Origin of the sequence: Myxococcus sp. RHSTA-1-4 (assembly GCF_020037125.1) — a bacterium.
In the GTDB taxonomy this organism is placed as follows: Bacteria; Myxococcota; Myxococcia; order Myxococcales; family Myxococcaceae; genus Myxococcus.
Window position 1 is genome coordinate 56,680 of record NZ_JAIQDG010000046.1, and the last position, 12,427, is coordinate 69,106.

Annotated in this window: 13 protein-coding genes; 10 read left to right on the top strand and 3 right to left on the bottom strand. The window is 69.3% G+C overall.

Translation table 11 applies throughout. The features are described 5' to 3' along the window. Positions 1 to 139 precede the first annotated feature (139 nt). The 4 genes from K8638_RS39725 (at position 140) to rpoZ (ending at position 4,316) form a co-directional block, all read left to right on the top strand. Positions 140 to 1,774, top strand: a complete 1,635-nt coding sequence (locus K8638_RS39725) for an MFS transporter (RefSeq protein WP_223759963.1) — start codon at positions 140 to 142, stop codon at positions 1,772 to 1,774. Positions 1,775 to 1,898: 124 nt separating this feature from the next. Then, positions 1,899 to 3,536, top strand: a complete 1,638-nt coding sequence (gene pgm, locus K8638_RS39730) for a phosphoglucomutase (alpha-D-glucose-1,6-bisphosphate-dependent) (protein WP_223759964.1) — start codon at positions 1,899 to 1,901, stop codon at positions 3,534 to 3,536. Positions 3,537 to 3,601: 65 nt separating this feature from the next. Then, complete coding sequence (locus K8638_RS39735; protein WP_223759965.1) at positions 3,602 to 3,961, top strand: MauE/DoxX family redox-associated membrane protein; 360 nt, start codon at positions 3,602 to 3,604, stop codon at positions 3,959 to 3,961. Between the two features lie 118 nt (positions 3,962 to 4,079). Continuing rightward, positions 4,080 to 4,316: a DNA-directed RNA polymerase subunit omega gene (gene rpoZ / locus K8638_RS39740; RefSeq protein ID WP_223759966.1), complete on the top strand. Its 237-nt coding sequence runs from the start codon at positions 4,080 to 4,082 to the stop codon at positions 4,314 to 4,316. A gap of 18 nt (positions 4,317 to 4,334) precedes the next feature. Here rpoZ and K8638_RS39745 read toward each other — a convergent pair whose 3' ends face one another. Genes K8638_RS39745 through K8638_RS39755 form a run of 3 tightly spaced genes read right to left on the bottom strand, consistent with a single transcriptional unit; the run spans position 4,335 to position 6,106 of the window. After that, positions 4,335 to 4,817: an NUDIX hydrolase gene (locus tag K8638_RS39745; protein ID WP_223759967.1), complete on the bottom strand. Its 483-nt coding sequence runs from the start codon at positions 4,815 to 4,817 to the stop codon at positions 4,335 to 4,337. 36 nt (positions 4,818 to 4,853) lie between these two features. Further along, a complete protein-coding gene (locus K8638_RS39750) occupies positions 4,854 to 5,495 on the bottom strand; it encodes a hypothetical protein (protein WP_223759993.1) in 642 nt (213 codons plus the stop codon). A gap of 20 nt (positions 5,496 to 5,515) precedes the next feature. Continuing rightward, positions 5,516 to 6,106, bottom strand: a complete 591-nt coding sequence (locus K8638_RS39755) for a hypothetical protein (protein WP_223759968.1) — start codon at positions 6,104 to 6,106, stop codon at positions 5,516 to 5,518. A 412-nt stretch (positions 6,107 to 6,518) separates the two neighbouring features. On the opposite strand from K8638_RS39755, the gene groES reads away from it, so the two are divergent. The 6 genes from groES to K8638_RS39785 all read left to right on the top strand — a co-directional run bounded on the left by groES (position 6,519) and on the right by K8638_RS39785 (position 12,391). Next, positions 6,519 to 6,809, top strand: a complete 291-nt coding sequence (gene groES / locus K8638_RS39760; RefSeq protein ID WP_169345710.1) for a co-chaperone GroES — start codon at positions 6,519 to 6,521, stop codon at positions 6,807 to 6,809. 37 nt (positions 6,810 to 6,846) lie between these two features. Next, positions 6,847 to 8,496 carry a chaperonin GroEL gene (gene groL / locus K8638_RS39765; protein WP_223759969.1) on the top strand — a complete coding sequence of 550 codons (1,650 nt, stop codon included), beginning with the start codon at positions 6,847 to 6,849 and terminating at the stop codon, positions 8,494 to 8,496. Positions 8,497 to 8,646: 150 nt separating this feature from the next. Beyond that, a complete protein-coding gene (gene grxC, locus K8638_RS39770; protein ID WP_223759970.1) occupies positions 8,647 to 8,904 on the top strand; it encodes a glutaredoxin 3 in 258 nt (85 codons plus the stop codon). Between the two features lie 98 nt (positions 8,905 to 9,002). Beyond that, positions 9,003 to 9,401, top strand: coding sequence for a hypothetical protein (locus K8638_RS39775; RefSeq protein WP_223759971.1), 399 nt, complete (start codon positions 9,003 to 9,005; stop codon positions 9,399 to 9,401). Positions 9,402 to 9,772: 371 nt separating this feature from the next. Continuing rightward, the gene (locus K8638_RS39780) at positions 9,773 to 11,155 is read left to right on the top strand and encodes a sigma 54-interacting transcriptional regulator (protein WP_370644232.1); all 1,383 of its coding nucleotides are present in this window, start codon (positions 9,773 to 9,775) and stop codon (positions 11,153 to 11,155) included. Between the two features lie 39 nt (positions 11,156 to 11,194). Further along, positions 11,195 to 12,391: a hypothetical protein gene (locus tag K8638_RS39785; protein ID WP_223759973.1), complete on the top strand. Its 1,197-nt coding sequence runs from the start codon at positions 11,195 to 11,197 to the stop codon at positions 12,389 to 12,391. Positions 12,392 to 12,427: the final 36 nt, after the last annotated feature.

Genomic DNA, 12,427 nt, shown 5'->3' on the forward strand with positions numbered 1-12,427 from the left:
AGCGAGCGCGCCCGGCCGCCCGCTTCCAGGTGTCTCGAAGCGGACGGGCGGCCGGGACATGTCGACGGGCTGGCAGCCTGTCAGGCGAGGGTGAACGCGAAACCTGGTGACTGAAACGCGGCTGGTATAGTGCCGCGCCATGAGTGATGGGCGGAAGACCGAGGAGCGCACCCAGCGTCCGGGTACCCTGAAGAGCCTGGCGCTGGCCATGGCGTCCTGGCGGACGGCCGCGGTGACGCTGCTCTCGTTCTCCTCGGGCCTGCCCCTGGGACTGGTGTGGATTGCGATTCCCGACTGGCTGCGCACCGCCGGCGTGGACATCCGCATCGTGGGCCTCGTCACGCTGGCGCAGGCGCCCTGGTCCTTCAAGTTCCTCTGGTCCCCGCTGATGGACCGCTACGTGCCGCCCTTCTGGGGACGGCGGCGGGGCTGGATGGCGGTGGCGCAGGTCGCCCTCTTCGCCACCACCCTGGCGCTGGCCGGAGTGAGCGACCACCCGGAGGCGGCCTGGGTGGTGGGCGCGCTGGCCATGGCGGTGGCGTTCTCCGCGGCTACGCAGGACATCGCCATCGATGCCTATTCGGTGGAGGTGCTGCGAAAGGAGGAGCAGGGCATCGCGGTGGGAGCGAAGGTGGCGCTCTACCGGGCCGCCATGTTCATCGCCGGCTCGGCGGCCATCACGCTGGCGGGCAGGATTTCGTGGAAGTGGGTGGTCATCGGGCTGGCGGCGCTCTACCTGCCGATGATTGTCATCACCCGCTTCGCCCCGGAGCCGGAGGAGCGCCTTCCCCCGCCCCGGTCGCTCAAGGATGCGGTCTGGTATCCCTTCGTGGGCTTCCTCACCCGGCACCGGGCGATAGAAATCCTGGCGTTCGTCTTCGCCTACAAGCTGGCGGACAACCTGGGCAGCTCGTTGCTGCGGCCCTTCCTGGTGGACATGGGCTACAGCGCCATGCACCGCGGCGTGGCACTGGGCACCATTGGCCTGTTCGGCACCATCCTCGGGACGCTCATTGGCGGCGCGTGGACCACGGTGCTGGGCCTGGGCCGGGCGCTGTGGATCTTCGGAGTGGTGCAGATTGTCTCCAACCTGGGCTACGTGCTGGTGGCGCGCGCCGGGGCTCCGAACGAAGTGCTGATGTATTCGGCCATCGGGTTCGAGCAGGTGACACAGGGCCTGGGCACCGGCGCCTTCTCCGTGCTGCTGATTCGACTGACGCAGAAGCGCTTCTCCGCCACGCAGTTCGCGCTGCTCTCCAGCCTCTTCTCCATCCCCCGCGTGGTGGCCGGCCCCATCAGCGGCTATGCGGTGCATGCCATGGGGTGGGAGCAGTTCTTCTGGCTCACGATGGTGGCGGGCGTCCCGGGCCTGATGCTGCTCGCGCGCTTCGTGCCGCCGGGCGTGAAGGACCCCAACTTCGACGCCGAGGCGCAGGTCCGTCCGGCCGCCCGGGCGGTGAGCCGTGGCGCGCTGACGACGACGGCGGTGCTCGCGGGCGTGGTGGGCATCGTGCTGGGCGGAGTGACGACCGCGCTGCTCGCCGCGATGCAGGCGGTGCGGACGAATCCCTCCGCGGGCTTCGACTTCGGCGCGGCGCTGAACGCGATGCTCCACCCGGCGTCCGGCACGGACTGGGTGACGCTCGTGGGTATCGTCATCTTCGGGGTGGTGGTGGGCCTGTTCACCGCCGCGGCGCTCGCCGCGCGCTCCGGCGCCATCTACATCCCCGACGAGGAAGCCCCTCCCACCACCGGCGCGGCCGAGGCGCGTTAGAGGCTGGCCCCTCGTGTGGGGCCCCTGACGCGGCGCAAGAAGGCAACGACAGAGTGCACCGACGTACAGGTGCACTCACATCGCGGATCCATCTCCGGCGCGGCGTGTCTATCGTGGCGGCCCTATGGCCCACCCTCTCGCTGGCAAGCCTCCCCCGGAAGACCTCCTCATCGACCCCGAGAAGCTTCGCGCCGCGTATTACGCCGAGCGCCCGGACATGAACGTCCCGGAACAGCGCGTCGCCTTCGGCACCTCCGGCCACCGCGGCTCCTCCGCCCGCCGCAGCTTCAACGAAGCCCATATCGTTGCCGTCACCCAGGCCGTCTGCGAGTACCGCAAGGCGCAGGGCATCGACGGGCCGCTGTACCTGGGCATGGACACGCACGCCCTCTCCGACCCGGCGCAGAAGACGGCGCTGGAGGTGCTCGCCGCCAACGGCGTGCAGGTGCGCTTCAGCGACATCGCCACGCCCACGCCCGTCATCTCGCACGCCATCCTCACCTACAACCAGGGCCGCACCTCCGGGCTCGCGGACGGCATCGTCATCACCCCGTCCCACAACCCGCCCGAGGACGGTGGCATCAAGTACAACCCGCCCAATGGCGGACCCGCGGACACCCACGTCACCGCGGGCGTCGAGCGCCGTGCCAACGAACTGCTCGCCAGCGGCAACGCAGGTGTGCAGCGCACCCCGTACGAGCGCGCCCGCACCGCCCCCACCGTGAAGCCGTACGACTTCATCACCCCGTACGTGGAGGACCTGGGCAGCGTCATCGACATGGAGGCCCTGCGCGGCGGCAAGCTGAAGATTGGCGCGGACCCGCTCGGCGGCTCCAACCTGGCGTACTGGGAGCCCATCGCCACCCGGTACGGGCTGAACCTCCACGTGGTGAACCCCACGCTGGACCCCACGTTCCGGTTCATGCCCCTGGACCATGACGGGAAGATCCGCATGGACTGCTCGTCGCCGTACGCCATGGCCAACCTGGTGCGACTGAAGGACCAGTACGACATCGCCTTCGGCAACGACGCGGACTCGGACCGGCACGGCATCGTCACCCGCAGCATGGGGCTGATGAACCCCAACCACTACCTCGCGGTGGCCATCAACTACCTCTTCCGCAACCGGCCCGGCTGGAAGCCCGGCACCGCGGTGGGCAAGACGCTGGTGAGCAGCAGCCTCATCGACCGCGTGGCGAAGGACCTGGGCCGCCGCGTCGTCGAGGTGCCGGTGGGCTTCAAGTGGTTCGTGGACGGACTGTTGGACGGCTCGCTCGGCTTCGGTGGCGAGGAGAGCGCCGGCGCGTCCTTCCTCCGCCGCGACGGCACCGTGTGGACCACGGACAAGGACGGCATCATCCTGGACCTGCTGGCGGTGGAAATCCTCGCGCGCACCGGCAAGGACCCCGGCGAACACTACCGCGACCTGGCGGCGAAGTTCGGCGCGCCCCACTACACGCGCATCGACCAGGCGGCCACGCCCGCGCAGAAGGCGGCCCTCAAGAAGCTCTCCCCGGAGTCGGTGAAGGCCACCACGCTCGCGGGCGAGCCCATCCTCCAGCGCCTCACGCGCGCTCCCGGCAACAACGCGGACATCGGCGGGCTGAAGGTGGTGGCGGAGAACGGCTGGTTCGCCGCCCGCCCCTCCGGCACCGAGGACGTCTACAAAATCTACGCGGAGAGCTTCCGCGACGAGGCCCACCTCCAGGCGCTCGTCCAGGAGGCGCGGGCCATCGTCAGTGACGCCTTCGCCGCGAAGTAGCCCACGCGAAGCTGGACCCGGGTTCCTCCGCGCGCTTGCATGGCGCCGGAGGAGTCCTCCCGCGCATGGAAACCGCGAAGCTCGCCTTGCAGTACCTGCTCGCCCTGCTCATGGTGGCCGCGGGCCTGAATCACTTCCGCAACCCGCGCTTCTACCTGCGCATCATGCCGCCGTACCTGCCGTGGCACGGCCCCCTCGTGTTCTGGAGCGGCGTGGCGGAGGTGCTGCTGGGCGTGGGGCTGGTGGTGCCGCAGACGCAGCGGCTGGCGGCGTGGGGGCTCATCGCCCTGTTCGTGGCAGTGTTCCCCGCCAACCTCTACATGACGATGAATCCGGAGAAGTTCCGGAAAATCCCCCTGGTGCTGCTCTGGCTGCGGCTTCCCCTCCAGGGCGTCCTCATCCTCTGGGCCTGGTGGTACACCTGAGCCACGGAGCGCCTGTCCGCCCGCCGGCCCTGCCGGTGCGTCCTTCCTTGACTCGACGGGAGGTGCTCTTTAGGTTCCCACCCTTTCAGTAGTCCCAACGAAATCCGAAGGACGTTCCATGGCTCGCGTTACCGTCGAAGACTGCCTCCCCCTCGTCGACAACCGGTTCGCGCTGGTGCTGCTCGCCGCCAAGCGCGCGCGCCAGCTCATGGCGGGTGCCCGCCCCATCATCGAGCAGTCCAAGAACAAGCCCCCCGTGCTCTCCCTGCGCGAGGTGGCCACCGGCCGCGTGAAGTTCGACCGCGACGTGCGCGAGGCGCTCTCCGGCAAGTACACCGCCGGCACCAAGCCGTAGTCAGCCTCCCAGCCGTCCTCAGCCCCCGTCCTTCTCCGGTGTCCTGACCGCCGGGACGGGGGCTTCGGGGAGCAGGCCCTGCGAGCGCATCCACCGGACCGCGCGAGACGCCACGGCCTTCTCTCCCTTGTAGCCGAGCATCGGCACCAGCTGTGTCATCGGCACCCAGCGCACCTCGTCCACCTCCACGCGCGGCCCCGGCAGCGGCCCCAGCACGCCTTCCTGGTAGCGGAAGAGGAAGAAGTGGACGCGCTTGAAGATGCGCTGACCGCGGAACTGGTAGACGTAGCGGATCTCCCCCAGCGGCGCGATGAGCGTCGCGGTGAGCCCCGTCTCCTCGTGCACCTCTCGGCTCGCCGTCTGCTCCGGGCTCTCTCCCGGGTCGACGTGCCCCTTGGGCAGCGCCCACAAGGGCCGCCCGTGGGGACGAATGACGGCCACCTCCCAGGTGCCCGCACTCTCCCGGATGACAACCCCTCCTGCGGACGCCTCGCGTGGCATACCCGCCCACCCTAGCCGAAGCGGGCGGGAAGGTGCTCACCCACCGTGCGCGAAATGGCGCAGCTTGGCCTCCGCCCCCAGCCGGTAGGCGTAGCGCAGGTCCCCCAGCAGCCTGTCCAGCCGGCGGCCGGTGACGTGGCCCATCAGCCGGGTGCAGAAGCGGCGGGACAGCCGGTTGGCCTCCTCGTAGCGCCACCGCTCCTGGGGGGACAGCCGCTCCCGGTAGGACACGCGCTCGAACAGCCGCTTCAGCAGCTCCTCCGCCCAGGCCCCCACGCCCTCGCCCCAGCGGTGCAGCAGGCACACCGCGAACTTGTCCACCTCCGCCTGGGCCTCCAGCTCCAGCAGCGACACCGTCCGGCCGTGCGCCGCCGTGTGCGCCACGTAGAGGAAGTGGCTGACGCCCTCGGCCACCTGGCAGTAGCCGTCCAGGTCTCCGTCCAGCAGGTACCCCAGCGGGCCCGCCGCGTAGGGCTTCAGCCTGTCCAGCAGCGAGGGGGCCAGGTACAGCGCCAGCTCCAGCGCGTCCCCGTCCTCACGCACCAGCAGCTCCTCCTCGCTCCGGCCGGTGCCGCCGAGCTGCACGGCGGCCTCCGTGTCCACCACGAAGACCTCCGCCCTCGCCTCACACGTGAAGCCGTAGATGGCCTCCAGGTGGTCCTGCACGCGCCCTACCATCATGGCCGCCCTCCCCTGCGCTAGTTGGGGAGCTGCCCCTTGGAGGAGGGCATCATCCCCGCGTCCACCAGCACGCGCTCCAGCCGGTCATTCCCGGTGCGCTCCCAGGACTCGTAGACCTTGAGGGCCCCGCTCGGTCCGGCCTTCACCATGCCCCGCGCGGCGATCTCCTCCAGCACCTCCACCAGCACCCGGAACTTGTCGCGCAGCTCGCGGTACACCTGGGCCGCCGGGGACAGCTCCGCCACCTGCCCGTACGCCGTGCCGCCCATCTGGATGTAGTAGTCCGGGCCCACCACGCCCCCCTGCAGCGCGCCCGAGAAGAAGCCCGCCGTGTACAGCGAGACGTCCCCCAGCCGGCGCAGCGTGCGGATGCGCTCGTTGCGCTCCTGTTGCAGCGCCCGGTGGTACAGCAGCGCCAGTGGCTCGTGGTCCTTCCGGCCGTCCTCCTCGCGGGTGAACAGCTTGTCGGTGAGCGCGAACTCCGACAGGAGGTTCACCAGGTAGAACTCCGTCACCTCGGTAATCACCACCCGCTGCCGCCCGATGACCTCGTCCAGGAGCGACTTGAAGAACTCCTTCAGCGACAGGGACGCCACCAGTTCACTCATTGACACCTCCCGTCATTCCCGCTGGTGAATCGCCCGCGGGACACATCGGAAAAGGTACCAACGGCCTCTGTCCCTGGCAAAAGCGACCCCCAATGATTCCGGGCACTTGCGCTGGCACTCGCCCCCTTCGAGTGCTAATCGGGCCCCGCCGGGCACGCGGCCGGGCGGACTCCCGTCCCGGTGGCCGGGAAAGGGAAAAACACAGGAATGACGGGGAGTTGGCAACACATGAGACGCCGGTCCCACGTCGCTTGACGGGTCGACTTCCCTGGTTATTATCCGCCGCGCCTGGGCGTTAGCACTCATGAGGTGCGAGTGCTAATGCCCCGGGTCTCACGACCCTATCTACCCCCAAGCGGCGTCCCGGCCGGAGGTTTTCCAAGGGACGGGCGCCTCACATAAGGAGCAGATCATGAAGATTCGTCCCCTGCAGGATCGGCTCATCGTCAAGCGCGTCGCCGAGGAGACCAAGACCAAGGGCGGTCTCTTCATCCCGGACACGGCGAAGGAGAAGCCCCTCGAGGGCAAGGTCATCGCCGTGGGCAACGGCAAGGTGCTCGAGGACGGCAAGGTCCGCCCGATGGACATCAAGGCCGGTGACACCATCCTGTTCAGCAAGTACGCGGGCACGGAGATCAAGCTCGACGGCGAGGAGCACCTCATCCTCCGTGAGGAGGATGTGCTCGGCGTGATCGAGAAGTAATCCCGGCCCTTCCCACCCCTTTCAAGGAATCATCCACATGGCGAAGGACATTCTGTTCGACGTGCGCGCCCGCGAGGCCATCCTCCGCGGCGTCAACATCCTGGCCGACGCGGTCAAGGTGACCCTCGGGCCCAAGGGCCGCAACGTCGTCATCGAGAAGAGCTTTGGCTCGCCCACCATCACCAAGGATGGTGTGACGGTCGCCAAGGAAATCGAGCTGGAGAACAAGTTCGAGAACATGGGCGCGCAGATGGTCAAGGAGGTTGCCTCCAAGACGTCTGACGTCGCCGGTGACGGCACCACCACGGCCACCGTGCTGGCGCAGGCCATCTTCCGCGAGGGCGCGAAGCTGGTCGCCGCGGGCCACAACCCGATGGAGATCAAGCGCGGCATCGACAAGGCCGTCGCCACCATCGTGGCCGAGCTGAAGAAGCTGTCGAAGCCGACCAAGGACAAGAAGGAGATTGCCCAGGTCGGTACCATCTCCGCCAACGGCGACGCCACCATCGGCCAGATCATCGCGGACGCGATGGAGAAGGTCGGCAAGGAGGGCGTCATCACGGTGGAGGAGGCCAAGGGCCTGGAGACCACGCTGGACGTGGTCGAGGGCATGCAGTTCGACCGTGGCTACCTGTCTCCGTACTTCGTGACGGACCCGGAGCGCATGGAGGCCGTCCTCAACGACGCGCTCATCCTCATCCACGAGAAGAAGATCTCGTCGATGAAGGACCTGCTGCCCATCCTGGAGCAGGTGGCGCGCGCCGGCAAGCCGCTGCTCATCATCGCCGAGGAGGTCGAGGGCGAGGCCCTGGCCACCCTGGTGGTGAACAAGATCCGCGGCGTGCTGAACGTCTGCGCGGTCAAGGCGCCGGGCTTCGGTGACCGCCGCAAGGCCATGCTCGAGGACATCGCCACCCTGACGGGCGGCCGGATGATCGCCGAGGACCTGGGCATCAAGCTGGACACGCTGTCGCTCCAGGACCTGGGCCGCGCCAAGCGCATCACGGTGGACAAGGACAACACCACCGTCGTCGACGGCGCCGGCAGCCAGCAGGACATCGAGGCGCGCGTGAAGCAGATCCGCGCGACCATCGAGAACACCACCAGCGACTACGACCGCGAGAAGCTCCAGGAGCGTCTGGCGAAGCTCGTGGGCGGCGTGGCCGTCATCAACGTCGGTGCCGCCACCGAGACGGAGATGAAGGAGAAGAAGGCCCGCGTGGAGGACGCGCTCAACGCGACCCGCGCGGCCGTCGAGGAGGGCGTGGTGCCCGGCGGCGGCGTGGCCTTCATCCGCTGCCTCAAGGCGCTGGAGGGCCAGAAGTTCTCCGAGGGTGAGAAGTTCGGCGTGGACATCATCCGCCGGGCGCTCGAGGAGCCCCTGCGCCAGATCGTCGGCAACGGCGGCCTGGAGGGCAGCGTGGTCGTCAACAAGGTCAAGGAGGGCACCGGCCCGTTCGGCTTCAACGCCGCGACCGGGACCTACGAGGACCTGCTGGCCGCGGGCGTCATCGACCCGGCCAAGGTGAGCCGCAGCGCGCTGCAGAACGCGGCGTCCGTGGCCTCCCTCATGCTGACCACCGAGGCCATGGTGGCGGAGCGCCCGAAGGAGGAGAAGGAGGCCGCCGGCGGCGGTGGCATGGGCGGCATGGGTGGTATGGGCGGCATGGGCGGCATGGGCATGTAGTCGCCCCCCACCCCGGCTCCCATGCCGGGGTGACGTCCTGACGGCGGCCTCCGATTCCCACGGGAGTCGGGGGCCGTCGTGTTTTGGCGGGCAAGGTGGCGGCGGACGCTCCAGGCCCTTAACTTGGAAGGCACCAAGGAGGAGCTGCCTGTGAAGCCCGTGAAGATCTACACGACGACCTACTGCGGGTACTGCGTCCGCGCGAAGGACCTGCTCAAGCGCAAGGGCGTGGACTACGAGGAGGTGGACGTCACCGGAGACGACTCCATGCGCGCGAAGCTCGTGGAGATGAGCGGTGGCCAGCGCACCGTGCCGCAGATCTTCATCGGCGACACGCACGTGGGCGGCTACTCGGACCTGTCCCGGCTGGATTCCGAGGGCAGGCTGGACCCGATGCTGCGGGCCTGAGTCCGCCGGGCAGGCAGGCGGGCGCCCCGCTCCAGCCTCTTGGAGCCCCATGCATAGCTTCCCTCCCGAGGCACACCACTCTTCCTCGGGAGGCGGCAATGGCAGGCGAAGAAGCGCAGACGGGCACCCGTGACGAGCACTACAACCTCATCAGCGCCCTGTATCACCTCCTGGAGGGCGCCTCGACGTGCGCGCAGTACGTCCGCGACGCCGAGGAGTCCGGCGACCAGGAGCTGGCCCAGTTCTTCCGAGACTGGCAGGACGAGCAGCGCAACCTCTCCGAGCGCGCGAAGAACCTGCTGGGCAGCCGGATGCTCGGTGGCCAGAAGGCCGGCACTGGCCGCAAGCGCGGCGTGGGCGGCCAGAAGTCGCCTGGCCGCACGGTGAAGGCCTCCGTCAACGAGGGCATCCGGTCCGGAGGCAATGCCTCGGACGACATCGTGGACGAGGAGTCCAAGGAGTCCTTCCCCGCCAGCGACGCGCCCTCGCACTACTGACGGCGCGGCGCGGCGAAGCCGTGGCCTCCGGGGCCCGCGCGCCGCGCCGGATTCTGGATTCCGGGAAGGCGTTCGTCTTGGATGACGGGCCGTGAACCGCACCGGCCCGTCCCTCCTGGCGCACGGACTCCTGGCGTGGCCCTCCGGGCGCAAAACTTGCGGCGGGGAGACCGGGTCCACTCGCTCGACGGCCGCCCCGCCCTGCCCCAGGCCCTGGCCCGGACACGAATGACGCACGTCCCCATCGACGCGCGTGTGCGACAGGCTTCCGGCGGGATTGTTTCTCTCTTGCTGCCCTGACATTTTCAGAGGCGAAGAGACGCTCGTCGGGCTTGCCCGCCCGGTCTCCTCGCACCTAAAGAGGACCCATGATGGAACCCAGGCCCGAGACCACCCAGACCGCCCAGAGCGAACAGGAAGGCCGCACCACGCGCATTCCCATCCACGAGTGGACCGTGGAAGTGGTGGCCGGCCCGGACAAAGGCAAGAAGGTGACGACGCAGGACGCGCTGGTGCGCGTGGGCTCGGACCCCGCCAGCGACCTGGTGCTGACGGACGCCACCGTGAGCCGCCGCCACGTGGAGGTGGAGCGCACGTCGCGCGGACTGCTGCTGCGGGACACCGGCAGCCGCAACGGCACCTTCCTCGACGGGCGCCAGGTGGTGCAGGCGTACCTGGCCAGCGGCGACAAGGTGGAGCTGGGCAAGACGAAGCTCTCCGTGAAGGTGGCGCCGCGCCCCACCGAGGTGGAGGTGGCGGGCGCCGAGTCCTTCGGCTCGCTGGTGGGCGCCTCGGAGAAGATGCGCTGGGTCTTCGCGGAGCTGCGCCGCATCGCCCGTGAGGACATGAGCCTGCTCATCGAGGGCGAGACGGGCACCGGCAAGGAGCTGGCGGCGCGCGCGGTGCACCAGCACTCGGCGCGGCGGCACGGCCCCTTCAAGGTGGTGGACTGCAACCTCATCTCCGAGGAGAAGGCCGAGCGCGAGCTGTTCGGCGGGCTGCGCGCGGGCGACGGCGAGGACCGCGAGGCGCGCGGCGTCTTCGAGGCGGCCCGGGGCGGCACCCTCTTCCTGGACGAGGTGGGCGAGCTGCCCCTCCAGGTCCAGGGCAAGCTCTTGCGCGTGCTGGAGACGCGCGAGGTGCCCTCGCTGGACGGGCAGCCGGTGGCGGTGGACGTGCGCGTCATCGCCTCCACGCACCGCAACCTGGAGGAGGACGTGCGCCAGGGCCGCTTCCGCGCGGACCTCTACTTCCGGCTGGCGGTGGCGCGGGTGCGCCTGCCGCCCCTGCGCACCCGGCGCGAGGACCTTCCCGTGCTGGCCCGGGCCCTGTCCCAGTCGCTGCGCGCCAGCGTGACGCTCACCCCGCAGACGCTCGCCCTCTTCGAGGGCTACGACTGGCCGGGCAACGTGCGCGAGCTGCGCAACGTGCTCGAGCGCGGCGCCCTCATGGAGGAGACGGGCAACAGCAGCTGGCTGGACTTCCTCGCCCAGCCCTCGCGCCGCCCGGAGGGGCAGGCCCCGGCCACCAGCGTGGCCACGCTCGTCACCACCATGCCCTACCACGAGGCGAAGGACAGGGTGCTGGCCGACTTCGAGCGCTTGTACTTCGCCGAGGTGATGCGCACGGTGGGCTTCGACATGAAGGCCGCCGAGCAGCGCACCGGCCTGTCGATGCAGAGCCTCTACCGACTCTTGAAGAAGAACGGGCTTCGTCTCAAGGACCTCAAGAACGCCGAGGGCCTGGAGAAGTAGATGCCCGGACGCAGTCCCACCCCCAGGGAGAACAACCGCATGTTGCGTCGTCTTGCCGTAGCCTCCTTCGCCCTCACCGCCGCCTGTGCCGGAACGCAGAAGACGGACGGTGCCGCGCAGGGGCCCACCTCTACCGAGGAGCGGGTCCGCATCACCAACCAGCCTCCGTTCGACCTCGTGGCCTGCTTCCCGCGCGAGGCGAAGATGCCCGCGCAGACCAGCGAGGCCGTCATCCTCGGCGCGCTGCTGTCCGTGCGCCCGCAGGTGCAGGAGTGCCTGGTGGACCCGAAGAACCGGGGTCCGGCGCCCACGACGAAGGTGCAGGTGAAGACCACCGTCACCGACCAGGCCACCACCCACGCCGTCACCGGGGAGAACCTCACCCCCGAGGGCACCGCCTGCATCCAGAAGCTGGTGGACGCGCAGGTGCAGCCGGCGCTGCTCGCCAAGGGCTCCGCGCCGGTGGAGGCCACCATCCCCTTCGAGCAGACCGCCAGCGGCATGAACTCCGTCACCTTCGGCATCAACGAGGGCTCGGACTTCACCGGCGCGGTGCGCCTGGGGCTGCCGGGCTGGTGTGACTGCTACGCCGGCTTCAAGGACGCGGTCCCCCCCACGCTGACGGCCAAGGTGAAGCTGGTGAAGGCGCAGCAGACGCCCGCCGAAGTGACTTTCGAGGCCTCCGGCACCACCGAGGGCGACCAGGTCTCCGCCTGCCTCAAGCAGAAGATGATGGCGCTGCCCGCGAAGCTGTCCTCCGACGAGCTGGGCTTCTCCTACCGCTTCGTCCACTTCAACTCGGGCGCCTCGGAGGAGGCGGCGGCCAAGATGGCCCCGGAGCTGCAGTTCCTGCAGATGGACCTGGTCCGCACGCAGCGCGCGGCGGACGCGGCCATGGCCGACGGCGCCCGCGCCACCGCGGCGAAGGCGTTCGCCGAGGTGGTGGAGCGCTACCAGAAGACGAAGAACTACAAGCTCTTCGATGAGCTCGAGAGCAAGTGCAACGCCCTGGTGGCGGCCGACGCCCGCATCGTCGAGACGCTCCAGGCCCGCCAGCAGACGGAGAAGGCCGCGCTGACGATTGCCCAGGAGATGAAGACCAAGGACGCCGAGGGCTGGACGGACGCCGAGGCCGCGACGCAGAAGAACCTGGACGAGACGGTGAAGGAGCTCGCCGACGCCCAGAAGCTCGCCGCCCAGGACAAGGCCGCCTGCCCGAAGAAGACGTACAAGTAGTCACGGCCCGCGGCTCGCCCGCGGACGCATGAAGCA